Raw genomic sequence first — 24,840 nt, 5'->3', positions numbered from 1 at the left:
CAACTGAAGAAAATAGCTGAAGTGTATAAAGTTATTGATCTAATCGCAATCAGATCATGGATGCTTTGATGGCTTCAGCCAGCTTTTGGATATTGCGCCAAATTTCATCAGGTTGATGTGCGGCATAACCAAATAAGACTGCACTTTGGGAAGCGTCGGTTTGGCAATATCGAGAAAGGGGTTGAACCGCCAAATCAACCTTTAAGCAGTAAGCAATAAACTCTTGTTCCGTCCAATCTGGATTTAACCAACAGAGTAAATGTATTCCTGAGTCAGTTATTTGAATTGTTAAAATCTCTGCGAGATAGGTTTGGATCGCGCGAATCAAGACCTGTTGGCGCTCAAAACAGGTTTTACGAACTTTTCTGACATGCCTCGCATAGTGACCCTCTTGGATAAAGAGGCTTAAAGCAACTTGTTCTAAATAGGAACATTGGCTGTCGATCTGTTTTTTAGCAAGACAAAAAAGATCCATCAATGAATCAGGAATGACCATAAACCCTAAACGAAACTCAGGAAACATCATTTTGGAAAAGGTTCCCGAGTAAATCACACGTTGTTGCTGATCTAACCCTTGTAAGGCTTGAATAGCACGAGAGCCGTAACGAAACTCACTATTATAGTCATCTTCAAAAATCCACTTTTGCTGTTGCGCAGCCCACTCCAACAGCATTAAGCGGCGCTTTAAACTCAATGTGCCGCCTAATGGAAAATGGTGTGAGGGTGTTGTATAAATCAGTTTGCTTTGTGCATGATCTTGCATGATGCTTGGAATATTCATCCCTTCATCATCAGTTAAAATGGGTTGTATTCTTGCTCCAAAACTCTGAAAAACTGCTAAAGCTGCATCATAACCAGGTTCATCCATGCAGACCTGATCCTGCTTCTGCAATAAGGCGAAAGCGGTTAAATGGATGGCTTGTTGGGTTCCGTTCACAATTAAGATTTGTTGTGTTGTGCAATTCAAGCCGCGGGTTGAGCGGACATAGTCGCAAATTGCTTGTCGTAGGGGTAAATAACCACAAGGGTCATAAGCTTGCCCGAGTTGGTGGTATGACTGTCGCCAGGCTCGGCCAAGCAGTTTTCCCCAAAGGGAGTGTGGAAAAAGATCAACACATCCGACACCTACATGAAACATTCGTTTTTCTTGTGACGCTTGCTGTAATTGCCAAGTTTTAAGATGTTGCACAAGGTTTGGATTAACATCCAAATGCTGAGTCGTCACAAGGTGATCAATCGGTGTTTGGGTTTGCGCATGAATCAATTGGTCGGGGATAACCGCGCTGACATAGGTTCCTGAACTCGGTTTGGTGATGAGATAACCTTCATCCAATAAGCGCTCTAATGCTGCTAAAACGGAATTACGAGAGATGGACATCATTTCTGCTAAAGCACGACTTGATGGAAGCTTTACTCCAGCATGGAGCCTGCCATCTAGAATGGCAGTATGTAAGGCCGTGTATAAGGCGTCTTTAATGTTGCCTTGAGCTAAGACGAGATGAGGAAAATGAGCAGCGGATGAATTTTTCATTTCGAGTAAACTGGTACTGTCAAATAAATCAAAACTGTATCTTATAAACCATCCACAATCAAAACTACACTGCTAACTCTCATTTCCAAGACCATAAAATTTAAGGAAAATTTCATGCAGCATCAAGACATCCAAGTGACTCCTGTGCAACAAGATAATTATCAACAGTGGATACCCTTTTGGCTGGCCTATCAGAATTTTTACAACGTGGAACTGTCTAGCGCCATCACACAAACCACATGGCAACGTTTTTTTGATCAAACTGAGCCTGTCTATTGTGCGGTTGCAAAACAAGGAGATCAGCTTTTAGGCTTTGTACATTACGTCATTCACCGTTCAACTTGGGCGAAAAATAGCTATTGTTATTTAGAAGATTTATTCGTTTCACCAGCGCAAAGAGGGCAGCAGATCGGAAAGCGATTAATCGAATACGTACAGCAACAAGCGAGGGAACATCAGTGTGAACGCTTATACTGGCATACACAGGAAACGAATCATACGGCACAGAAACTCTATGACTGGATTGCAGAAAAGCCAGGAATCATTGAATATCGGATGCGTTTAGACTAAGAAAAAAGCCAAAGCAGATGGTTGCTTTGGCTTTTAGATGGTTAAGCATTCAAACCTAACCAATCTCTTGGTTTTAGATAATAATCGGTAAGACGCTTTTCTGCCGAGTCCGCATCCCACTCAGGGCGATACGACCAACCTGCAAGATTCGGCAAACTCACCAAGATTGATTCAATACGACCACCAGTTTGTAGGCCAAACAGAGTACCGCGGTCATAGACCAAGTTATATTCGACATAACGACCACGACGATACAGTTGGAACTCACGCTGTGCTTCAGTATATGGTTGTTCACGGTGCTTTTCAAAAATCGGCAAGATCGCGGCTAAATAACCGTTGCCTACAGCTTGGATATATTTAAAGCAGGTTTCAAAATCCCATTGATTTAAATCATCAAAGAATAAACCACCGACACCACGTTGTTCATCACGATGCTTTAGGTAGAAATAATCATCACACCATTGTTTGTGTTCAGCATAGACATTTTCGCCAAAAGGCTGACATAAGTCATACGCAGTTTGATGCCAGTTTTGAACATCTTGATCATCTGGATAAAATGGGGTTAAGTCGAAACCACCACCAAACCACCACACTGGATCTTGACCTTCAGGCTCAGCCACAAATAGGCGAACATTGGCATGAGAGGTTGGAATATTTGGGTTTTTCGGGTGAATCACTAAGGATACGCCCAGTGCCTGTGCTTTCGCCCCAGCAATTTGTGGATGCCGTTCAGTTGCAGAAGCGGGGAGTTTACTAATATTGATGTGGGAGAACATGACCCCACCTTTTTCAATCACTTCACCATTTTGCAAAACACGAGAGCGGCCACCGCCACCTTCGGTTCGTTGCCAATCATCAATGATAAATTCCGCGGTACCACCGCCTGCACGTTCCTGTTGCTCTAGTCCTGCACAAATCCGTGCCTGTAGATCGAGTAAAAATTCGCGAACACGTTGAATATCAACTGAAGTTGGATGCTGCATGATGATCCTCTGAAAGTGATCTAGGGATTGCTTATATCAAAACATAAAACCCATAAAAAAAGTAAGGGTTTTTTTATTTTTTACAATAAAAACCCTTTAACTGATTTATTTTTAAACGTTTTGAAAAATGAATTAAAAGTCATCTTTTTTATAGAGATGATCCATACGCTCACGTTTGGTTTTTAAATATTGTTCATTGAAAGGATTGCGACCTACCGTTAATGGAACACGCTCAACCACATTGATGCCGAGATCAGTCAAGGCTTTTAATTTAAGCGGGTTATTGGTCAGTAGTTTCACTTCTTTAATCTGAAGGTGATCCAACATAATGCTGCACATATCATATCGACGCGCATCAGCAGGCAAGTTCAATAACAGGTTCGCATCAACCGTATCATGTCCTTGATCTTGCAAGGCATAAGCACGAATCTTATTGGTTAAACCGATACCACGGCCTTCTTGACGGAGATAAAGAATCACGCCTTGACCAGCTTCATTGATCAAGCTTTGTGTGGCTTGTAGTTGCGGTCCACAATCACACTTGAGTGAAGCGAAAGCATCGCCTGTTAAGCATTCTGAATGGATGCGCACGAGTACAGGCTGATCTGGAGCCGTTTCTAAACCTTTAGATAGCGCCACATGTTCTTCACCTGTTGCAGGGTCTTGAAACACGGAAATATTGAAGTCACCAAAAGCGGTGGGAAGCTTTGATGTTGCAATAAATTCAATCGGCACAGAGAGCTCACTATGATAATAAAAACAGTTCGAGTATAGCCTAATGTTTGAAGATTGCGTGAACTGGAATTTCTGATTTTTCACATAACTTTTTCTTTTTCATACAAAGCACACAATAATGGTTGATAAACAGTGACATAATTCAGGATAATCTAAGGGTCATTCTTTAAAATTTGCATGAGAATGTTCAGCACTACATCATTCGCACGTGTGGCTGATTGAAGGTAGATCGTATTTAATTGTATGATTGCCCCCATTTAAAACCCAGCTTCGGACTTGCCAGGCTTAAAAAGGCTTTGCCACATTATGTTGTATACCGAAATTCCAACTCAACGCCCTGTTACGCCATTGTTAGATGGAATTGATCATCCGCAACAATTACGTCAGCTCGAGCAAAGCCAACTTGTACAAGTTGCAGATGAGTTACGTCAATATATTTTGTATGCAGCAGGGCAAAGTGGCGGTCACTTTGGTGCAAATTTAGGTGTAGTTGAACTGACCGTTGCGCTGCATTATTGTTTTAACACACCTAATGACCGTTTAGTGTGGGATGTGGGCCATCAAGCTTATCCTCATAAAGTGCTGACAGGTCGTCGTGATCGAATTACCACGATTCGTAGTAAAGATGGTTTAGCTGCATTTCCAGCGCGTGATGAATCTGAGTTCGATACCTTTGGTGTTGGACATTCATCTACTGCAATTTCGGCAGGTTTAGGTATGGCCTTGGCGCGTCGTTATCAGAACGATCCATGCGACGTTGTGGCAATTGTGGGCGATGGTGCAATGACAGCGGGCATGGCTTTTGAAGCCATGAATGATGCGGTTGCGCATGATGCAGACTTGATCGTCGTCTTAAATGACAATGATATGTCGATTTCGTGCAGTACCGGTGGTTTTGCAAAACATTTGGCTGCGATTTGGGAAACAGGCCAACTGGTCAATGTAAATGAACAAGGCGAAGCCTATGTTCAACCGCACCCGAAGTGGACATATAACTCTCGTTTACACCAATCTGCGACAGACGCCGCGGATAACTTATTTAAAGCAATTGGTTTTGATTATTTTGGGCCATTTGATGGTCATGATGTGGATCAGTTGGCGCAAGTTTTCCATGCGCTTAAAAAGCGTAAAGGTCCACGTCTGGTTCATATTTATACGAAAAAAGGGAAAGGATTCGCACCAGCGGAAGCCGATCCGATTACCTATCATGCCATTACCAAGATTGCACCAGCAGCAACTACACCTGCAAAAAAATCACCGCCAAAATATTCAGATGTATTTGGGCAATGGTTATGTGATGAAGCAGCGCAAGATGATCGTTTACTCGCAATTACCCCAGCGATGTGTGAAGGCTCTGGTATGGTTAAATTTGCGCAGCAATATCCTGAGCGTTTCTTTGATGTTGCCATTGCAGAACAGCATGCAGTGACTTTAGCTGCAGGTATGGCATGTGAAGGTCTTAAACCCGTTGTTGCGATTTATTCAACCTTCTTACAACGTGGTTATGATCAATTGATTCATGATGTTGCCTTGCAAAATCTGGATGTCACCTTTGGTATTGATCGAGCTGGTTTAGTGGGTGAAGATGGCCCAACCCATGCTGGTGCTTATGATTACGCCTATATGCGTACCGTACCTAACATGGTGATCATGGCACCGAAAGACGAAAACGAATGCCGCCAAATGCTGCATACCGCTTATCTCTACAAAGGGCCAACGGCAGTGCGCTATCCACGTGGGGTGGGTACAGGCGTTGAGATTCAACAGCAAATGACAGCGATGGAAATTGGTAAAGCTGAAATCGTTGCTGAATTTAATGTGGATGCTGAACAGCAGATCAGTGTCCTTGCTTTTGGTAGTCGTGTTGCAGCATCGGTAGAAGCCGCTCAGCAATTTGCGAACAAACACTCGATGGGTGTGCGTGTGGTGAATATGCGCTTTGTGAAGCCTTTAGATGAGCAAATGCTTCGTGAGTTGGCTCCACGGACCCAGCTGTTTGTAACGGTAGAAGAACATGCCGTGATGGCTGGTGCGGGGAGTGCTGTGAATGAGTTCTTAGCACATGCGAAGATTCTTAAGCCGATTTTGAATATTGGTTTGCCAGATAGCTTCTTACATCAGGCAACGCATCAGCAAATGTTGCAAGATTGTGGTTTAGACAGTCAGGGAATTTTAACTTCAATTGAGCGAGCTTGGTTTTAATCTATAAGCTCATGTAAAAGCGAAAATAATTTTTCGCAACATTTTTCCCCTAAAAGCGCTTATATTTGCTAGAATATACGCGCTTTTATGCATTATTCTTTGTCAAAATCTTCAAATTTGTAGTGGGTGTTCAATGGAACCTATGGTGGTTATGGCTGCGCGTGCGGCTCAAACAGTTGGTCAAGAGCTTTTAAAGGCACATCAAAATCGTCATAAACTCGATTTGCAAGTTGAAGAAAAAGGCATCGATGGTCCAGTAACGCGCGTCGATCGTTACTTGGAACAACTTACAATTGATACCCTCCGTAAAAGCTATAAAAACCACAGCTTCCTTGGCGAAGAGTTTGGTATGCAAGAAGGTAAAGGTCACGATGCAGATTGGTGCTGGGTGATTGATCCTTTAGATGGCACACAAAACTTTATTAATGGTTTCCCACATTTCTGTATTTCTATTGCTGTACAACATAAAGGTGTTACTCAACACGGCGTGATTTATGATCCTGTGCGTGATGAATTATTCTCTGCAAGCCGCGGTCGTGGTGCAGTGATGAACCAACGCCGTATCCGTGTCAATGTAAAAGAAAGCTTAGAAAACACTTTCCTTGCTGTTGGTCATCCATACCGTGCAAAACGTAATGGCGAAATCATTTCTTATGCAGAACAGCATTTTGCTTCATTATTGGCAGTGACTAAATCTGGTGCGCAAATCCGTCGTGGTGGTTCAGCTGCACTTGATTTGGCTTATGTTGCTGCAGGCCGTTTTGATGGTTTCTTTGAGCTTGGCTTAAAACCATGGGATATCGCTGCAGGTGAGTTGATTGTGAAAGAAGCGGGCGGTGTTATTGTTGATGCTCGTGGTGGCAATGATTCATTGGATAATGGTCAAGTGATTGCTTGTTCACTCAAGATGTTAAAGCCATTGATGCAAACCGTAGTTCCTGCTTGGGGCGATGCTGCAAAATAATTTGCCGAATTCTAAAAAAGCCCTCAATATTTGAGGGCTTTTTTATGCGTTATTCGAAATAAGGTAAAATCAATTGCTTATCTATTTTATTGGCCCAGGTGGTGCTGGTAAGACTACTGTAGCCAAGTTGCTCTCGGCGGAGTTTGGTTTTGACTACTATGATTTAGATGAATATTTTATGCAAAGTGAAGGAGATATTACTCAGTACATTATTCAACATGGTTATAAAGAATATGCAGCGCGTAACATTCAGCTTTTTATGCAGCTTCAAATAAAATACGATTTGAATAAAATAATGATCATTGTATGTTCCTCTGGATTTATGGCCTATCCCCATGATATTCAACAAGACTATATGAAAATCAAAGATGAAATAGAGAGCCATATTTTTACTTTTTTAATGTTACCTTCACTCGCATTGGAAACATATGTTCAAGAAATTGTAGCAAGGCAAATGAATCGAGCTTACTTGAATCCTGTTCGAGCAAAAGAAGAATTAAAGATTAGGCAGAGATTTCAGCTTTATTCGAATTTGAAGTGTCGGGTACTTTTGACGGATCAGATTCCTGATCAAGTTGCTGCAAATGTGAAACAAATACTGGATACCCTTAATAAAGTAAAGCAGGGATCTATCGAACTTAGTTTAACTGTACAATAAGAATGTTAACAAAAGAGTAAGGCATAATAAGTTTTTAACTTGCTGATAATTATGTTTATATTGGAATATAAATTATTTTAAATATGTTGTTTTGAGGTCGTCATTATCGTCTGGATACAAATAATAAAGAGGGTGAAATAGAAAAACCTATTAAAAAGGGTGACTTTTAAAATTATTCTGCTATAATCCGCCCACGCACTTAAATTCCAGTTCATTACCTGAACATTCAGTTCTATTCATTATTAGCGCACGCTGTCCGTAGAGAGGACCACATCTTGCGCCCAAATCGCTTAGCGATTCTTCAGGTTGAAGCAGTAATCAAGCGTGCGTTAAGTCCACATCGTCGTTATTCGGATCGCCGCTGAACTTCATCTATTTTTCAGCTTGAGTCGCTTTGCCGCTTGTTGCCGATGTCTATTTTTTAGCATTTATTAAAATGGAGCACCCATTAGGGTGAAACTCTCTATGAGCAAAACTTTTGCCGAATTTTCTTTACACGAAACCTTACAACAAGCGCTTGAAGGTTTAGGTTTTACTACACCAACTCCTGTGCAAGAACAAGCGATTCCCGCTGCATTAGAAGGGAAAGATTTATTAGTTTCGAGCCAAACTGGTTCAGGTAAAACTGCCGCATTTTTATTACCTACGTTAAATGCGTTAGCGGGCGAAGAAGCATTTGTTTCTTTTAAAGACCGTATGAAAGCAGTCACTCAGCCTACAATTTTAGTTATTTCTCCTACCCGTGAATTGGCTCAACAAGTGAGCCAAGACGCAATTGCATTTGTACGTCACATGAAAGGTGTTCGTATTGCTGCAATCATGGGTGGTATGCCTTTTGGTAAGCAAATTCAACAGCTTAAAGGTGCACAAGTTGTTGTTGCGACTCCAGGTCGTTTACTTGATCTTGTAAACCGTCGTCAAATTAAACTTGATAAAGTTGAATCATTAATTGTTGATGAAGCAGACCGTATGCTTGATCTAGGTTTCTCTGAAGATCTAGAAGCAATTGGTGAATTAGCTGCAAACCGTAAACAAACATTAATGTTCTCTGCAACATTTGCGGATCGTATTATCCGTCTTGCTGAGCGCATGATGAATGATCCACAACGTATTGCAATTGAAACTGGTCACAGTACCAATACTGATGTAACGCAAACATTGCATTGGACTGATGGTTTCGAACACAAGAAAAAATTACTTACGCATTGGTTATCTGACGAATCAGTAGATCAAGCTGTTGTATTCGCAAGCACGCAAGAAGATACAGATATGCTTGCTGAAGAATTAGCTGAAGCTGGTCACTCAGTTGTTGCGTTGCACGGTGCAATGCCACAAACCGTTCGTAACCGTCGTTTACGTAGCATTCGTGAAGGTCGTGCAAAAATCTTAGTTGCGACTGACGTTGCAGCACGTGGTTTAGACGTACCAACAATTTCACACGTAATTAACTTCGGTTTACCGATGAAAAACGAAGACTATGTACACCGTATCGGTCGTACAGGTCGTGCTGGTCGTACAGGTCAAGCCGTTACTTTAGCGACTTACCGCGAGCGTGGTAAAATCCGTGCGTTAGAAGATTACTTAGATGCACGTTTAAATGTATCTGAAATTGAAGGTCTTGAGCCATCTCCACCTCCTGCGCGTTCAGGTCGTGATGGTGGTGGTCGTGGCCGTGATGGCGGTGGTCGTGGTCGTGGCGGTCGTGATGGCGGTCGTGGCGGTTTCGGTGGTGGTCGTCGTTTTGAAGGCGAAAGCAATTTCAAACGCCGTGAAGGTGGTGATGACCGTCCACGTCGTAGCTTCGATGACAAGCCTCGTGGCGAACGTCCATCATTTGGTGGTGAAGATCGTCCACGTCGCGAATTCAATTCAGATCGTCCACGCCGTGAAGGTGGTTTCGAAGACCGTCCACGCCGCGAATTTAATTCAGATCGTCCACGCCGTGAAGGTGGTTTTGAAGACCGTCCACGTCGCGAGTTCAACTCTGATCGTCCACGTCGTGAAGGTGGTTTCGAAGACCGTCCAAAGCGTAGTTTTGGTGGTGAAGATCGTCCACGTCGCGAGTTCAACTCTGATCGCCCACGTCGTGAAGGTGGTTTCAATGATAAACCGCGTTTTGATTCGAATGATGACAACCGTGGCAACCGTGTAGATTACAAACCACGTCGTGAAGGTAGCTTCGGCGACCGTCCAAAACGTGATTTTGGTGATCGTCCTGCTCAACGTGAAGGTGGTTTTGGCGACCGTAAGCGTAGCTTCGGTGGTGATGACCGTCCAAAGCGTAGCTTCGGTGGTGAAGATCGTCCAAAACGCAGCTTCGGTGGTGAAGATCGTCCAAAACGTAAGTTTGGTGAAGATAGCCCAGCACGCGGTACACGTGAAGAAACTTTCGGTGGTGACCGTCGTCGCAAAAACGATTTTTAATCGTTAAAAACCGATGAAAACAAGAAGCCAGTTGAAAAACTGGCTTTTTTATTTTGTGCTAGTCATGTAAAATCTTAAAAATGTGTACTAATTCAAATTTTATATAAGAAATGAATAGGGTTAAGCAAAATAAAAGTCTTTTGAGTCAAATGTGGTCTTTCATGTGTAGTGAAGGACTGCCGTGTCTATTTGTCATTCTGATGCTTTGTAATGGCTTGTTCTTTGCCTATGCACTTTTTGATACCAGTCACTCTGATGCTTTTAATGTCAATTCTCAACATACCACCAGCCAAACTGATTCGAAGAATAACTACATAAATTAAATAATCTTCGTACCATCGGTTATCAAAATAAAAACAAGCGTTTAATGTTTCAGTGTATAGTATGCGTGCATAAAAAGTGCAGGAATGAATGCCATTATGAATAACAAATCTCCTCTCGATACCGAAGCCTTAATTGAAGTTAAAAACTTGAGCTTTAATCGAGGAGAACGCGTCATTTATGACGATATCAGTCTTAAAATTCGACGTGGTCAAATTACTGCAATTATGGGACCGTCTGGTACGGGTAAGACGACTTTATTACGTTTGATTGGTGGCCAATTGCTTCCTGATCATGGTGAAGTGCTGCTCGACGGTAAAGATATTGCGACAATGTCGCGTCAAGAATTATTCGCTGCACGTGCACGTATGGGAATGCTATTCCAGAGTGGTGCATTATTTACCGATATGTCGACCTATGAAAATGTCGCTTTTCCCATCCGCGCACATACCAAATTACCCGAACATATTATTGCAGAGTTAGTTGCGTTAAAACTTGAATCAGTGGGCTTGCGTGGAGCTGAGCAGTTGATGCCATCAGAGCTTTCCGGCGGGATGAACCGTCGTGTTGCTTTGGCACGTGCGATTGCGTTAGACCCTGAATTGATTATGTACGATGAGCCATTTGCAGGCCAAGATCCGATCGTGATGGGTGTTTTGACCCGCTTAATCCGTTCTTTGCGTGATGCTTTAGATTTAACCACGATTATCGTCTCGCATGATGTTGCAGAAACCTTATCGATTGCTGATTATATTTATGTGGTTGCTGAAGGCAAAATTCAGGGTGAAGGTTCACCTGAACAATTAAAAAATCATGCATCACCATTTGTACGCCAGTTTTTAACAGGTTCGATTGAGGGACCTGTCGAATATCAATTTACTCACCAAGCATATTTAGATAACGAGGTTCGTCCATGAATGCGATTGCCTGGTTAGGTAGACTCGTTATTGAGCGGATAAAGGGGATTGGTGCTGCGGCACTGATGCTTCTGCAAGTTTTATTTTCCATGCCATCGAAAGGTGGATTTCAGCGCTTTATTTACCAAATGTATCGTGTCGGGGTGATGTCCCTGCTGATTATCGCTGTTTCTGGCTTGTTTATTGGTGCTGTTCTTGGTTTGCAGATGTATAGCATTCTGGTCACCTTTGGTAGTGAGGCAATGCTAGGTACTGCGATTTCATTGACACTATTGCGTGAATTGGCTTCCGTGGTTGCTGCATTGCTCTTCGCAGGTCGTGCCGGTTCAGCATTAACTGCTGAAATTGGTTCCATGAAACAAAGTGAACAACTTGCCAGCATGGAAATGATCGGAGTTGATCCGCTCAGACAAATCGTGTCGCCACGTTTATGGGCGGGAATTGTCAGTCTTCCGATGCTGACTGTGATCTTTGCAACCATTGGTATTATTGGTGGCAAGATGGTGGGTGTTGATTTCTTGGGTGCGGATGAAGGCTCATTCTGGGGCGGTATGCAAAGTAGCGTACAATTCTGGCATGACGTTTTTAACGGCACTATCATCAAAAGCATTGTATTTGCTTTAATTTGTACATGGGTAGCGGTATATCAAGGTTATGCTTGTGATCCGACGCCAGAAGGTATCGCGACTGCAATGACCAGAACGGTCGTATATTCTTCACTTTGTGTATTAGGTTTTGATTTCGTGTTGACTGCGGTCATGTTCGGAGGGATTTAATGAAATCACGTACTAGTGAGCTGGCCGTAGGTATTTTTGTCATTATCTTCGGTATCGCTCTATTTTTTCTTGCGATGAAAGTCAGTGGTTTAGTTGGTACTAATTTACGTGATAGCTACAGCATGACAGCGCAGTTTGATAACGTAAACGGTTTAAAAGCACGCGCGAAAGTCACCATGAGCGGTGTAACCATTGGCCGTGTTGAATCAATTACACTTGATCCAGTGACACGTTTGGCAACTGTAAAATTTGATCTAGATGGTAAGTTGACCAGTTTTAGCCCAGAGCAACTGAAAGAAGTGCAAAAGAATGCACTTGAAGAATTGCACTATAGTGCTGATTATCAACAAGCTGATGCTGCGAAACAAAAAGAAATGGAACAGCAACTTATTGCTAACATGACCTCCATCACCAGCCTTGATGAAGATGCTTATATTATGGTTGCAACCAATGGTCTATTGGGTGAGAAATATTTGAAAGTTGTCCCAGGTGGTGGTGTGAACTACTTAAAACGTGGTGATGTAGTTTCAAATACCCAAGGTACAATGGATTTAGAAGATTTAATCAGTAAGTTTATTACTGGTGGTGCTGGTAAAGCCACATCGAGCTCAACAGCGACAGAAAGTCCAGCTTCAAAGCCAGCGGCGACTGAAGCAGAACCCTCTTTTGTTGAGTAATTCAGGTTAGGAGATTGAAGTGAACACATTATTGAAACAAACTCTAACAGCAAGCGTATTATCAACAATGCTTGCAAGTGCAGCATTTGCGGCACCAACAGAGACCCCACCTGATTTTGTTAAGCGCGTAGCTGATGGCTTGATTACTCGTTTAAAAGCAGATAATGCAAAATTACAGAATAATCCAGCTCTGGTCAGAACGATTATTCGTCAGAATCTTGACCCGTATGTGGACTCACAAGCATTTACCCGTATTGTGTTAGGGACGTATGCGAATAACCAATACACCAATGCTGCTCAACGTGCTCAGTTTGAACAAAACTTCCGTGCGGTCATTATTGAGAACTATGGTGGTGCTTTCGCTAAATATACCAACGAAAGCTACACGATGCGTCCGTTTAAATCGACCAACAGTAAAAACCCTGTGGTGACTTTAGACTTCTTGCACAATGGTGAAAAAATTCCAGTATCGTTCCAGTTAACCGACAAAGGCGATCAATGGAAGGTACGTAATATCAATGTGTCTGGTATTGACCTTGGTTTGCAATTCCGTAATCAGTTTGCGGCAACGGTTCAACGTAATGGTGGTGACATCAATAAAGCGATTGCGACATTTAAACCAGATGCAGATGCTGCTGTTAGCAAAAAATAAGTAGGTGACGGGTGATTCAATATATTGATCAGCAATTAATTGTGTCAAAGACAATTAATTTTGAAAATGCAGAACAGATTTATCAGGCTGGTTTAAAGCATATTCAGCAACATCAGAATTTTCCTTTGGTTGTTGATTTGGCCCAGCTTGAACAAGGCAATACTTTATCTTTGGCGGTATTGGTGCAATGGTTGCGTCAAACACCTGAAAATAAAGGTCTACACTTCAAAAATGTGTCTGAGAAGATGTTGAAAATCATCCAAGCTTGCCATTTACAAGACGATTTGAAATTGATTTGATCAAAATCTTGTCGAAATAAAAAAGCACCGTCAGGTGCTTTTTTATTATTAGATCCATTTCTTCCAACGGAAGTAAAACATTGGCAAGACGAGGAAGGCCATCAGAATACCAATCACAATCCAAAAACTGAGGCTGCCATGAGCAAAAGGTAGTACATCGGTGTTCATCCCATAAATACTCGCGATCAGCATTGGGGGCGCAAGCATACTGGGTAAAATCGAGAATCGACGAATCGTGTCGTTCTGCTCAGTATTAATGAATCCAGAAGTGGTATCCAGTAAGAATCGCACTTTTTGGAATAAGAAGGCATCATGTTCGACTAGAGAGCGAACGTCTTCACTTAACTCGCGAATGTCGGCATCATAAATGTGACTGCCTAATGCACGCGGGCGTGCTAAAAAGGTCAATACACGGCGTAAATCAATTAAACAGAGTTGTGCCTTTCCCAGCATATCTTCTTGCTGGGCTAAGCGGGTAATCATGTCATCAAGGTCTAAAATTTTCTCGCGATGATGGTTATTCAGGACTTCTGTGGAATATCGTTCCAAGTCCTTGTGGATATCTTCCAAGATATCCGCAAGTTCATCCAGTTTCGCTTCAAGTAGGCCGAGCAAGATCCATGTGGGATCTTTATAATCCATATCATAGTCATTACGACGTGCGCGGGCACGAAAGGCACGGAAGGCAACCAACTTTTCACCACGCATGGTAAATAGGCGATCTTTATGCAAAATAAATGCAACCGTTTGTACCATTGCTAACATGGGTAAGGAGTCGTCTGTATCACCATCGACTTGAAAGTTTTTATTCTTTGTTAAAAAATAGGTACTGATATGCAAAATTCCATCATCATCACGGTAAAATCGTGCAGATGAGGAAATATCTTCAAGCGATTTTAAGGTCGGTAAGTTTCGGTCATACGCATCCAGAACCCATTGTTGTTCTTCTTGGGAAGGAGCGATGAGATCAATCCAGACCAGTTCGGGGTGGAGATCGAAACCTCCGTTGATGGTTGCATCTTCTAGACTACCGCGCTCTGTGGCATAAAAGGCTTCAAGCATGTCTTTTTTCCTCGCGCAGTCGGTGTAATGTTTTCGGTCGTTTACCGAAAGCAGGGTGTATTTTAGACAAGGATGAAACGAAAAACACTTGCCTAAACGTTATTTTCTCAAAAATCTTGTTACATAGCCTACTTTATCAGCATGACAGTTATATAAAACGGTTTTAATTGTATGAATTCTATATGTGTTTTCTGTGGTTCTTCTCTCGGTAATGATCCCATTTATCAGCAAATGGCTGAGGCGACTGGTCAGGCAATTGCTGCACAGGGAAAAACCTTGGTTTACGGCGGTGGTCGTTCTGGTCTAATGGGAGTGGTCGCCAATAGTGCATTACAGGCGGGTGGGCGAGTGATTGGGGTGATTCCTGATGCTTTGGTCGACCGAGAACTAGCACATACGGGTTTAACTGAATTGCATATCGTTAAGAATATGCATGAGCGTAAAACTAAAATGGCTGAGCTATCCGATGCCTTTGTGGCTTTACCAGGTGGTGCTGGAACACTGGAAGAAATTTTTGAACAATGGACATGGAGCCAATTGGGGATTCATCAGAAACCATGCGCATTTTTAAATGTGGACGGCTTCTATGATGGCTTGATCCAAATGATTCAGGGCTCGGTTGAGCGCGGCTTTAGTCAGGAGCGTTTTGTCGATAAGTTGATTGTGGCGGAACAAATTGAGGATATTCTTACGGCATTTTCAAATTATCAACCAGCGACACCGAAATGGATGTCGACTGCTGAAATTCAGGCTTGAGGATCAATGAGTGAAAATTATCACCGTCGCGGCTGCCGTGATTTTGAATGAACACAATCAATTGTTATTAGTACGCAAGCAAAACACACATGCATTTATGCAAGTGGGCGGCAAATTGGAAATGGATGAAGCACCTGAAATCACGATGCAACGTGAGATTTTGGAGGAAATTGGTTGTGAATGTGAGCTGAAACAATTCATTGGTCGTTTTGAAACAGCAGCAGCCAATGAACCTGATCATGTTTTAGTGAGCTATGTCTACGCGGTTGAATTAAAACAGCCACCGCAAATTGCAGCCGAAATCGCAGAAATGAAATGGATTGATTTAGATGATCAATTTACTTTACTTGCGCCCTTAACGAAAGAAATTGTGATTCCGTGGTGTCAGCAAAATCAAGTGAATTAGTTTGTTGTACTTGTGCGGCTGCTATGCAGGCACTATAGATTTGTTGGCAGCCGAGTTGGGTCAGTACCTTAGATAAAGCACGAATCGAACTGCCTGTGGTCAGGACATCATCGAGAATAAGGACTTTGCGATAACGAATTGAGTTAGGCGGTGCTGCCACAAATTGTTGCTCAATATTTTCCATACGCTCTAAGCGTGACAAGCCTTTTTGTGAGTGTTGAGCCAAGCGTTGTACCGGCTGCCACACGGGAACATTCAGGTGAGCGCTTAGTGTCTTGGCCAATAGCAGGGCCTGATTAAAACCACGTTCTGTTAGGCGATCAATCGAAACAGGCATTGGTACAATCGCATGTACTTTAGGAAGTCTGAGTTGTAATAGCAGGCCATCTAATATTCTTTGATGATGCAGTTTCTGCTCGTATTTGAATTGTTGAATCAAGCGATCAATTGGATATTGATAATGGCATGCAACCAAGACTTGTTGCTGGTTACGTTCAATGCTTTGCTTTAACCAAGGCAGTTGTTGCCAGCAACTGTGGCAAACACCAAACTGGCGTTTCATGCCGATATCACAGAGATTACAAGGTGTAAAATAATCAAAAAGCTGCTGTGCTGATGTGCCAAGTTGTTTAAACATAGGCATATCTTGGGGCCTCAGGCAGCCAGCGCTTGAGTAGTCCTTCGGCATGTTGTGGATAGTCCTTTAGAATTTGCTCTGCCACATAATGTGCTTGGGTAAGCAAATGATCATCCCGTTCTAAACGTGCCACGCGAAAGCCCATATCTCCTGTCTGCTTAGTACCTAACAGTTCTCCAGGACCTCGAATTTCTAAGTCTTTTTCTGCAATGATAAAGCCATCATTGCTTTCACGTAAAATTGAAAGCCGTTCCTGTCCATTCTGCGATAATGGGGTTTTATACAGTAGGGCACAGAAACTGGCGGTTGCACCACGACCCACGCGTCCACGAAGTTGATGCAGTTGGGAAAGGCCTAAGCGTTCTGCATTTTCAATCACCATAATCGAGGCATTCGGGACATCGACCCCGACTTCAATGACTGTAGTGGCAATTAACAGTTGGGATTGATTGTCTTTAAATGCTTGCATCACCGCTTGTTTTTCATCGGCCTTCATTTTGCCGTGAACCAAACCAATATTGATGTCTGGAAAGCGTTCTTTAATTTCTTGATAAGTGGCTTCTGCAGCTTGCGCATCCAGCGTTTCAGATTGCTCCACTAAGGTACAGACCCAATAGGCTTGTTTACCTTCGCGGCAATTGCTGGCAATGCGTTGTAATACCTGTTCACGACGTTCTAATGGAATCGTTACGGTTTGAATTGGGGTTCGTCCAGGAGGTAATTCATCAATAATCGAGGTGTCTAAATCCCCATATGCACTCATCGCTAAAGTACGGGGAATCGGTGTTGCCGTCATCACTAATTGGTGTGGCGTAAATTGATCTGCACCCTTATTTCTTAAGGCAAGACGTTGATCGACACCGAAACGATGTTGTTCGTCAATAATCACCAAGCCAAGTTTAGAAAATCCAACAGTGTCTTGAAACAGAGCATGCGTACCTACGATTAGTTGCGCATGACCTTCTTTGATTTGTTGTTCCGCTTGAGTTCTGGCTTTGCCTTTTTGTTTGCCTGATAGCCATGCCACCTGAATGCCTAAGGGTTCAAACCAGCGTTTAAAGTTTAAGTAATGCTGTTCGGCTAAAATTTCAGTTGGTGCCATGAGGGCTACTTGCCAATCCGCTTCTAAGGCATGGCAGGCAGCGACTGCAGCTACTAAGGTTTTACCTGCGCCCACATCACCTTGCACCAAGCGTAGCATCGGTTGATCTTGTTTAAGATCTTGCAGAATTTCTTTGGACACCCGTTTTTGTGCATTGGTCATTTGGAAGGGCAAGCCTTCCAAGAGTTTCTTTGCAAGTACTTTACTGCTGCTAAAGCGAGGTGCAGAAATTTGCCGAATATAGGCACGTCGGGTGAGTAAACTAATTTGATGGGCAACCAGTTCTTCAAAAATCAGGCGTTGTTGTGCAGGATGCGAACCTTGATTGAGTTGCAGCATATTGGCATTAAGCGGCGGCTCGTGGATGTAATGGAGCGCTTGTTTAAGCTCATAGCCATTGCTGTATTTGCTGGGCAGTAATTCAGGTAAGTCATCACTATGATGCTGCAAGGCTTGGTGGACGTATTCACGCAGCTTGGGTTGAGTTAAGCCTTCAGTGCTGGGGTAAATCGCAGTGAGTTGTGTCTTAGGTAAAGCAGTATGTTGCTGGATTACTTGAATTTCGGGATGATACAACTCCAAACCCCGTGCACCAACTCGAACTTCACCAAAAATCCGTAATCGTTGCCCCATTTGGATACGATCTGTCAGACCTTTATAAATATGGTAAAAGCGCAAGGTTACCTTGCCAAAATCATCTTGTAGCAGAGCTGCGAGCGATTTCTTTTTCCCCGGAGGGAAATCGACAGAACGAACTTCACCTTCAAGCAAGTAACTTCGTCCAACGATCAGCTGATTCATTGGAATAATAGTGCTACGATCTTCATAGTCACGGGGAAGATGGAATAACAAATCATCCGTGCTAAAAATATGAAGCTTTTCTAAGAGGGTCGCTGCGGCAGCACCAACGCCTTGTAATTGCTGAACTGATGTCATCTCTGCTCAAAGGTGTGTATGCATATTTTATTTATTGGTTATGGTAAAACATCTCAGCGTGTCGCTAAACACTTATTTGAGCAAGGTCACCACATTAGCACAATTAGTCGCAGTGAAAAAACAGATTGTTACGCGACCCATTATATTCAGGATATTCATCAGCTGGATTTAAGTAAACTGCCACCTGTTGATATGGTGTATGTGGTATTGGCCCCTGCACAGAGTGGTATAGCAGCCTATCAGCAAACCTATCTTGACAGTGTATTGCCCATTGTCAACGCACTCAAAGTACATCCCGTGCAACGTATTGTCGTGGTGTCCTCGACTCGGGTGTATGGCGAAAATGCAGGAGAGCGAATTGATGATGAATCGCTGATACAGCCTGCTGATGAGCAAGGGCGTATTCTTCGGGAGATGGAATTACTTTGGCAAGCACATTATCCGCAACAAAGTATTATTGTTCGCCCGACTGGCATTTATGGGACTTCAATCGCCCGACTCAAAAAAATGGCAGAACAGAGTCTAACTTATCCCGCAATCCATTTTAGTAATCGCATTCATATTGATGATTTAGCAAAGTTTTTAGCATTATTAGTTAATTTATCTAAAGTTGAAGCAAGTTATATCATTAGCAATAATACACCACTACCAATGCACGAAATATTATGGTGGTTTCAACAGCAACTCCATGTAAAACCCTTAGAACTAGTATCAGAACAACACACTGGCAAGCGAATTTACGCGACACGATTAGTTGAGATTGATTTTAAATTTGACCATTTGATTTGCTTTAATGACTATGCAGCGGCTTTATTGGTACATAGTAATGAAAAATAATTAGATTAGACTGTAAAGAAAGTTTAAAGAGTTGGTATGTATTTTGAATTATAAATACCAATAGATTCCTGAAAGGAACCGCCTAAATTAAGCACATGGTTTGCGGCGAGGCGTAAAGGTGATACATGAGAAAAATAATTTGCATGATCTTATTCGGGTTGATCACAACCACTAGCTGGGCTGTTGAGCAGTCTTGGTGCGTATTCGATCCTTTAAGTACAAAGGGTGATATCAGCCGCCGTCTACAAGATATTCGTTTGTATTCGCTACAGAATCAAGTTCAATTAAAATTTCAAACCTTTAAGAATGAAAAGGAGGCTATACAAGCTTTTGAGCAGCGTAAATGTTCAGGCTTGGTGGCATCTAACTTTAATACCTATCGCTATAACCGTTTTATGGGGACAACGGGGGGGATTGGTTTGATTCCCAATAATCGTGTTGCCAGAGTCTTTTTACAGCTTTTAAATAATAGCAATGTAGAAAAGCGTATGGTCGGGGCAGATTATGAAATGCTGGGTATGATCCCGATCGGTACGGCTTATATGATCATGAATACGCAACAGATCAATAAGGTGTCTCAATTAAAAAATAAAACCATTGGTATTTTGGAGAATAATCCACCACAGCAAGCATTGGTACAAAGTGTGGGTGCTAAACCTGTCTACGTGGATTTTTCCAATGCGGTGGAATCCTTTAAGCAGAAGAAAATTGATATTTTGGCTGCACCTGCCTATGGCATATTGCCGTATAACTTGAAAAAGGAATTTGGTGCAGACACGCAGGTCGTCAACTTCCCTATGGCGTATTTTGCGATGAATATCGTGATTCGACCACAAGTCTACCCAGCGGGCTTCGGTCATCAAATACGAGCTTGGTTTGTACGCAACAGCAATGTGCTTGCTGCACAAGCCATTCAATGGGAAAACCATTTACCAGCCTATTACTGGGCGGATATCTCAGGTTATGAGAAACAGGGCTATGACGCGATGGTGGTCAAAATTCGGAATCGTTATGTCGACTCTGGTTATTATGATGCATATTTTGTATCGCTGATTAAACGACTGAGATGTTTGGATGATCCGAAGTATTTAGAGTGTCGTAAATAGCTATTAAAGATACAGGCAACTGCGATTAGTTGCCTGTTGTATCGCATTTTATAACAGCATTTTGAGCTGCTCATTGGTTTTATGTTAAAACACCTTCGCGTAACAGAATGCTGACTGCATGGGTGCGATTATGGGCGAACAATTTTTTGACTGATGATTGGATATATTGGTTAATGGTTAATTCGCTAATATCTAGAGCATTTGCAATTTCCTTACTTCTTTCACCTAGTGAAACCCGTTTCATGACTTCGAGTTCTCTCTTACTGAGACGATGTTTTAATTGCAAGGCAGTATCACCCGCCACATATTGACCGACCAAATGCCCAAATTGGGTGAGGGCATGGAGTAAAGCTGGATTGAGTTGGGTATCATCGCTAAATTTGGTACTGCAAATAAAACCCAATACGGCTGAACCATTACATATGGGCGTGACCGTAATGGCTTGTATGTTGGTTGCAATTTGATAACGACTACTCACCATTTTTAAGAAATCAATGCCTTGACAAAAATGTGCCTTACGTTCCTGTACGGCTAGATAAATAATAGGAATAGAACGGATATCATCTCGTATTTCACTGATGTACTTGAGCCGTTCCCCTTCCATTGAAATAATACCTTCTCCAAGAAAGCCGAATGCAGAATATCGGGATAGTGTGGCATTCATCATTGGGAAAAGTGATATATAGGTTTTTAAAATCATAAAAAGTTGTTCTTCATGGCTTTTTGCCAATCCGATTTGTTGTACCTGTTTAATTATTCTAGAAGGTGGGATCAATGCTTATCCTCCTTTTTAGGGAATTGTTAGTATAGAAATCGGGAATATCCGTATCCGATTCAAGCTCCTATGATGAATTTGTCAGTAAAATTCAAAAGGAGTATTTGAATATGATAAAAGCAGCTTTAGACACAAGCAATGTATTTCTAGATGCAGTTGTTGTTGGTGCAGGATTCTCAGGACTCTATATGCTGTTAAAGCTGCGAGATGCTGGGTTTAAGACCATGGTTTTTGAAAAGGGTCAGGGGGTGGGTGGTGTTTGGTATTGGAATCGCTATCCTGGTGCCAAATGTGATACAGAAAGTTTTTCTTATAACTACACCTTTTCCGAAGAGCTGTTCCAAGAATGGAGCTGGTCCTCACGCTATCCGGAACAACCTGAAATTTTAGCTTATCTCAATTATGTGGCAGATAAGTTTGATTTAAAGAAAGACATTCAGTTTAACCAAACGATCATTTCTGCGCATTTTAACGAACAGAGCCAACGCTGGGACATTCATACACAGGAGGGACAACGGTTCTCAGCTAAGTATTTTATTTCTGGTGTGGGCTGTTTGTCTGCATCGAATATGCCTGTAATTCAAGGGCAACACCTCTTTAAGGGACAAGCTTACCATACGGGACATTGGCCGCATGAAAAGGTCGACTTCAAAGGAAAACGAGTGGGTGTCATTGGTACTGGGTCAAGTGGCGTCCAAAGTATTCCAGAGATTGCTAAAGAGGCTGAACAATTATTTGTTTTCCAGCGAACTCCACAGTATGTGGCGCCTGCTAATAATCGTCCCTATTCAGATCAGGAACGTCAGCACATAAAAAATAGCTTTCAGACATTGAAGGCGCAAATGCATCAAACCATGTTTGGGATGCCACAAGACCCTCCAGACAAGTCTGCTATGCAAGATAGTGCTGAAGAACGCTTACAAGTATTTGAACATGCTTGGGATAAAGGTGGTTTTTATCTCGCAACTTCATATAACGATTTGTTGGTAAATGAACAATCCAATGCCGCAATTGCTCATTTCTTTAGAGATAAAATTGCAGACAGTATTGATGATAATGAAATTGCCAAACAGTTGCAGCCTCAATATTACTATGGAACCAAGCGTCCAATTTTAGGCTCGCAGTTTTATGAAACGTTCAATCAGGCACATGTGCAATTGGTCAATATTAAAGAGAATCCAATTGTTGCGATTGATGAACATGGCTTGCAAACCACCGATGAATATTTTGAATTAGATATTCTGGTCTATGCGACGGGATACGATGGTATGACCAGGCCATTGTTTAAAATGGATATCCGCGGCGTTGCTGGTATTTCCTTACAAGATAAATGGGAAAATGGAGCTGCGACCCGGACCTATCTTGGGCTCTGCACAGCAGGCTTCCCCAATTTTTTCATGATTACTGGACCAGAAAGCCCATCGGTACTTAGCAATATGCCTTTGTGTATTGAACAGCATGTCGACTGGATTACCGATTGCCTGAATTATATGCGAGATTGCGATCATGACCTGATCGAGGCTTCGGTTACGGCTGAAGATCAATGGAGTGCACGTTGCCTGGAGATTGCGGAATACACTTTATTTACCAAAGCTGAGTCATGGTATACCGGCGCCAATATTGCAGGAAAACCGCGACGCTTTCTGATCTATTTGCCTGGTATTGGACCATATCGACAGCTCTGTAATGAAGTTGCGGCAGATCAATATCGAGGATTTCAATTCAAACAAGTAGACAGTCACAATACAGTATGGAGTGCTTAATTATGAACTTTAAAAATAAATTTGGCATTGTAACGGGGGCTGGTGGAGGGATTGGCCGAGCAACGGCTCTACAACTCTGTAGGCAGGGCGCACAAGTTCTGTTGGTGGATTATAACTATGAGGCCCTTCTTGAAACAAAACAATTAATTGAAGATGAGCACGGCATTGCCTACTGTAAACAAGCTAATGTAGCAAATTATGTTGACGTGCAGGCTTATGTGGATCAGGCAAACGAGTTGTTTCCACGAATTGATTTCTTTCATAACAATGCTGGTGTGCTCCAGAAACCTTCGTTATTACATGAAACGGAAGAGATTGAAGCGGAACGTGTTTTGAATGTGAATTTAAAAGGCGCTTATTGGGGAATGCAGCTGGTGCTGAAGCAGATGATGGGACAAAAATCTGGCAGCATTGTCAATACGTCATCTCATGCTGGCATACGTGCAGAACCTTATCTGGCAATTTATGCCGCGAGTAAACATGCTTTGTCAGGGTTGACAGTATCCGCTGCACATGAATATGGGCCGTACGGCATACGTGTTAACGCCGTCTGTCCGGGAGGTGTGGATACCAGCATGATTAGTGGCATGGTAAAAGACAGTGATGCATCACGTTTAGGTCCCTTAGGACGTCTGGCTTTAGCGGGAGAAATTGCTAATAGTGTGGTGTATCTATTGTCAGAAAATGCTTCTTATATCAACGGAGTCTTGCTTCCAGTGGATGGTGGCCTAGCTAGTTAACTCGCATTAGACAAAGGAGTAAGCAACATGAGATATGTTCATAAGGAATTGCAGTCTGTATTGGCGCAACTCCCTGAGTTAATGATTAGTGCAGAGCAAATGCCTGCTATTCGTCAGTTCCTGAAAGATCATTTGATCGGTGATTTTCAAGCTCACCCACAAGTCGAATGCCTTGAGCAGTGGATTCCGTCACAATATCGTGGACGAGAGATTCGAATTTTAATTTATCGTTCTCAAGCCCTTCAGAAGCCGAGTCCTGCCGTACTGTGGATTCACGGAGGTGGCTATGTGATGGGAACACCTGAAATGGATGCCAGTCTTTGTGAGCGCTTTGTACTTGAGGCTGGTTGTCAGGTTGTTGCTGTCGATTATCATCTGGCACCTGAGTATCCTTATCCTGCACCTTTGGAGGATTGTTATGATAGCTTGTGTTGGTTATCTGAAAATGCATCTGCACTTGGTGTTGATGCTGACAAGATCGCGGTAGCAGGGGCGAGTGCTGGTGGTGGCTTAACCGCTGCGGTTAGCTTATTGGCTCGGGATCGTAAGGGACCAAAGATTGCATTTCAAATGCCACTTTACCCAATGATTGATGATCGTCTTCAGACGCACTCTAGTACTGAAATTCAGGATAGTCGAGTCTGGAATGAGCAATCCAATCGAAATGCATGGGCTATGTATTTAGGTGATATGCTAGCACAGCAAGTTCCATCTTATGCAGCTCCAGCAAGGGCTGAGGACTATGCTCATTTACCACCAACCTATACCTGTGTGGGTGATCAAGATCCGTTTAGGGATGAAACAATGGACTATGTGGCAGCACTGGCAAAAGCAGGAGTCCCCACTGAATTTCATTTGTACCCTGGCTGCTTTCATGGTTTTGACGGCTATGCACCAATGACGGTAATAGGACAACAGGCTATACAGCAATATGTTCAGGCATTAGCAACGTTCTTTCATGAATAGTCAGTAAAGCACTTATCTACTTTCTTTCAGAGATAAAAAAAGCAA

The 24,840-nt window shown here is 42.6% G+C and carries 24 protein-coding genes; 17 read left to right on the top strand and 7 right to left on the bottom strand.

The window, feature by feature from the left end; translation table 11 throughout:
- Nucleotides 1–49: 49 nt before the first annotated feature.
- Nucleotides 50–1,531, bottom strand: a complete 1,482-nt coding sequence (locus B2727_RS18500) for a PLP-dependent aminotransferase family protein (RefSeq protein ID WP_033134382.1) — start codon at nucleotides 1,529–1,531, stop codon at nucleotides 50–52.
- Nucleotides 1,532–1,645: 114 nt separating this feature from the next.
- Here B2727_RS18500 and B2727_RS18495 point away from each other — a divergent pair, with 114 nt between their 5' ends.
- Nucleotides 1,646–2,101 carry a GNAT family N-acetyltransferase gene (locus B2727_RS18495; protein ID WP_033134383.1) on the top strand — a complete coding sequence of 152 codons (456 nt, stop codon included), beginning with the start codon at nucleotides 1,646–1,648 and terminating at the stop codon, nucleotides 2,099–2,101.
- 41 nt (nucleotides 2,102–2,142) lie between these two features.
- Here the strand turns inward: B2727_RS18495 and hemF are convergent, their stop codons facing one another.
- Together hemF and ribA are read right to left on the bottom strand one after the other, a co-directional pair.
- Nucleotides 2,143–3,084, bottom strand: coding sequence for an oxygen-dependent coproporphyrinogen oxidase (gene hemF / locus B2727_RS18490; protein ID WP_033134384.1), 942 nt, complete (start codon nucleotides 3,082–3,084; stop codon nucleotides 2,143–2,145).
- Nucleotides 3,085–3,216: 132 nt separating this feature from the next.
- Nucleotides 3,217–3,819 (bottom strand): GTP cyclohydrolase II, encoded by a 603-nt coding sequence (gene ribA / locus B2727_RS18485; RefSeq protein WP_004804065.1) that lies wholly within the window; start codon nucleotides 3,817–3,819, stop codon nucleotides 3,217–3,219.
- Between the two features lie 306 nt (nucleotides 3,820–4,125).
- Between ribA and dxs the strand changes: the two genes are divergently transcribed.
- The 9 genes from dxs (at nucleotide 4,126) to B2727_RS18440 (ending at nucleotide 13,709) form a co-directional block, all read left to right on the top strand.
- Complete coding sequence (dxs, locus tag B2727_RS18480; RefSeq protein ID WP_033134385.1) at nucleotides 4,126–6,021, top strand: 1-deoxy-D-xylulose-5-phosphate synthase; 1,896 nt, start codon at nucleotides 4,126–4,128, stop codon at nucleotides 6,019–6,021.
- A gap of 133 nt (nucleotides 6,022–6,154) precedes the next feature.
- Nucleotides 6,155–6,985, top strand: a complete 831-nt coding sequence (locus B2727_RS18475) for an inositol monophosphatase family protein (protein WP_033134386.1) — start codon at nucleotides 6,155–6,157, stop codon at nucleotides 6,983–6,985.
- A gap of 73 nt (nucleotides 6,986–7,058) precedes the next feature.
- Nucleotides 7,059–7,643, top strand: coding sequence for a shikimate kinase (locus B2727_RS18470; RefSeq protein WP_033134387.1), 585 nt, complete (start codon nucleotides 7,059–7,061; stop codon nucleotides 7,641–7,643).
- A gap of 465 nt (nucleotides 7,644–8,108) precedes the next feature.
- Complete coding sequence (locus B2727_RS18465) at nucleotides 8,109–10,067, top strand: DEAD/DEAH box helicase (RefSeq protein ID WP_005201239.1); 1,959 nt, start codon at nucleotides 8,109–8,111, stop codon at nucleotides 10,065–10,067.
- 419 nt (nucleotides 10,068–10,486) lie between these two features.
- A complete protein-coding gene (locus B2727_RS18460) occupies nucleotides 10,487–11,305 on the top strand; it encodes an ABC transporter ATP-binding protein (protein WP_004804074.1) in 819 nt (272 codons plus the stop codon).
- A complete protein-coding gene (mlaE, locus tag B2727_RS18455; protein ID WP_005201238.1) occupies nucleotides 11,302–12,081 on the top strand; it encodes a lipid asymmetry maintenance ABC transporter permease subunit MlaE in 780 nt (259 codons plus the stop codon). The genes B2727_RS18460 and mlaE overlap by 4 nt, the downstream gene beginning before the upstream one ends.
- On the top strand, nucleotides 12,081–12,758 hold the full coding sequence (locus B2727_RS18450; protein ID WP_016162220.1) for an outer membrane lipid asymmetry maintenance protein MlaD: 678 nt from the start codon (nucleotides 12,081–12,083) through the stop codon (nucleotides 12,756–12,758). Before mlaE ends, B2727_RS18450 begins: the two co-directional genes overlap by 1 nt.
- A 19-nt stretch (nucleotides 12,759–12,777) precedes the next feature.
- The gene (locus B2727_RS18445) at nucleotides 12,778–13,410 is read left to right on the top strand and encodes an MlaC/ttg2D family ABC transporter substrate-binding protein (protein WP_004804079.1); all 633 of its coding nucleotides are present in this window, start codon (nucleotides 12,778–12,780) and stop codon (nucleotides 13,408–13,410) included.
- A gap of 11 nt (nucleotides 13,411–13,421) precedes the next feature.
- The gene (locus tag B2727_RS18440) at nucleotides 13,422–13,709 is read left to right on the top strand and encodes an STAS domain-containing protein (RefSeq protein ID WP_004657643.1); all 288 of its coding nucleotides are present in this window, start codon (nucleotides 13,422–13,424) and stop codon (nucleotides 13,707–13,709) included.
- Between the two features lie 48 nt (nucleotides 13,710–13,757).
- Here the strand turns inward: B2727_RS18440 and B2727_RS18435 are convergent, their stop codons facing one another.
- On the bottom strand, nucleotides 13,758–14,771 hold the full coding sequence (locus tag B2727_RS18435; protein ID WP_004657647.1) for a magnesium and cobalt transport protein CorA: 1,014 nt from the start codon (nucleotides 14,769–14,771) through the stop codon (nucleotides 13,758–13,760).
- Nucleotides 14,772–14,942: 171 nt separating this feature from the next.
- Between B2727_RS18435 and B2727_RS18430 the strand changes: the two genes are divergently transcribed.
- Both B2727_RS18430 and B2727_RS18425 read left to right on the top strand, forming a co-directional pair.
- Nucleotides 14,943–15,527 carry a TIGR00730 family Rossman fold protein gene (locus B2727_RS18430; protein WP_033134227.1) on the top strand — a complete coding sequence of 195 codons (585 nt, stop codon included), beginning with the start codon at nucleotides 14,943–14,945 and terminating at the stop codon, nucleotides 15,525–15,527.
- A 10-nt stretch (nucleotides 15,528–15,537) separates the two neighbouring features.
- Nucleotides 15,538–15,933 carry an NUDIX hydrolase gene (locus B2727_RS18425; RefSeq protein ID WP_033134228.1) on the top strand — a complete coding sequence of 132 codons (396 nt, stop codon included), beginning with the start codon at nucleotides 15,538–15,540 and terminating at the stop codon, nucleotides 15,931–15,933.
- On the opposite strand, the gene B2727_RS18420 is transcribed toward B2727_RS18425, so the two are convergent.
- Nucleotides 15,866–16,570, bottom strand: a complete 705-nt coding sequence (locus B2727_RS18420; protein WP_033134229.1) for a ComF family protein — start codon at nucleotides 16,568–16,570, stop codon at nucleotides 15,866–15,868. The two genes, B2727_RS18425 and B2727_RS18420, sit on opposite strands and share 68 nt — an antisense overlap.
- The gene (gene recG / locus B2727_RS18415; RefSeq protein ID WP_033134230.1) at nucleotides 16,563–18,608 is read right to left on the bottom strand and encodes an ATP-dependent DNA helicase RecG; all 2,046 of its coding nucleotides are present in this window, start codon (nucleotides 18,606–18,608) and stop codon (nucleotides 16,563–16,565) included. Before recG ends, B2727_RS18420 begins: the two co-directional genes overlap by 8 nt.
- A gap of 18 nt (nucleotides 18,609–18,626) precedes the next feature.
- Between recG and B2727_RS18410 the strand changes: the two genes are divergently transcribed.
- Together B2727_RS18410 and B2727_RS18405 are read left to right on the top strand one after the other, a co-directional pair.
- Complete coding sequence (locus B2727_RS18410; protein WP_033134231.1) at nucleotides 18,627–19,445, top strand: NAD-dependent epimerase/dehydratase family protein; 819 nt, start codon at nucleotides 18,627–18,629, stop codon at nucleotides 19,443–19,445.
- A gap of 125 nt (nucleotides 19,446–19,570) precedes the next feature.
- On the top strand, nucleotides 19,571–20,551 hold the full coding sequence (locus B2727_RS18405) for a putative solute-binding protein (protein ID WP_033134232.1): 981 nt from the start codon (nucleotides 19,571–19,573) through the stop codon (nucleotides 20,549–20,551).
- Between the two features lie 79 nt (nucleotides 20,552–20,630).
- Here the strand turns inward: B2727_RS18405 and B2727_RS18400 are convergent, their stop codons facing one another.
- Nucleotides 20,631–21,326 carry a response regulator transcription factor gene (locus B2727_RS18400; protein WP_033134233.1) on the bottom strand — a complete coding sequence of 232 codons (696 nt, stop codon included), beginning with the start codon at nucleotides 21,324–21,326 and terminating at the stop codon, nucleotides 20,631–20,633.
- A gap of 110 nt (nucleotides 21,327–21,436) precedes the next feature.
- On the opposite strand from B2727_RS18400, the gene B2727_RS18395 reads away from it, so the two are divergent.
- From B2727_RS18395 to B2727_RS18385, 3 genes are read left to right on the top strand one after another with little or no spacing between them, the layout of a single operon-like run.
- Nucleotides 21,437–23,089, top strand: a complete 1,653-nt coding sequence (locus B2727_RS18395) for a flavin-containing monooxygenase (protein ID WP_033134234.1) — start codon at nucleotides 21,437–21,439, stop codon at nucleotides 23,087–23,089.
- A gap of 2 nt (nucleotides 23,090–23,091) precedes the next feature.
- The gene (locus B2727_RS18390) at nucleotides 23,092–23,829 is read left to right on the top strand and encodes an SDR family NAD(P)-dependent oxidoreductase (protein ID WP_033134235.1); all 738 of its coding nucleotides are present in this window, start codon (nucleotides 23,092–23,094) and stop codon (nucleotides 23,827–23,829) included.
- A 27-nt stretch (nucleotides 23,830–23,856) separates the two neighbouring features.
- Nucleotides 23,857–24,795, top strand: a complete 939-nt coding sequence (locus B2727_RS18385) for an alpha/beta hydrolase (protein WP_033134236.1) — start codon at nucleotides 23,857–23,859, stop codon at nucleotides 24,793–24,795.
- The last annotated feature ends 45 nt before the right edge of the window (nucleotides 24,796–24,840 follow it).

The organism is Acinetobacter sp. UBA991 (assembly GCF_002292065.1).
Taxonomy (GTDB): Bacteria; Pseudomonadota; Gammaproteobacteria; order Pseudomonadales; family Moraxellaceae; genus Acinetobacter; species Acinetobacter higginsii.
Note: the sequence above shows the minus strand (reverse complement) of the source record. Positions and strands in the feature narration are given on the sequence as shown.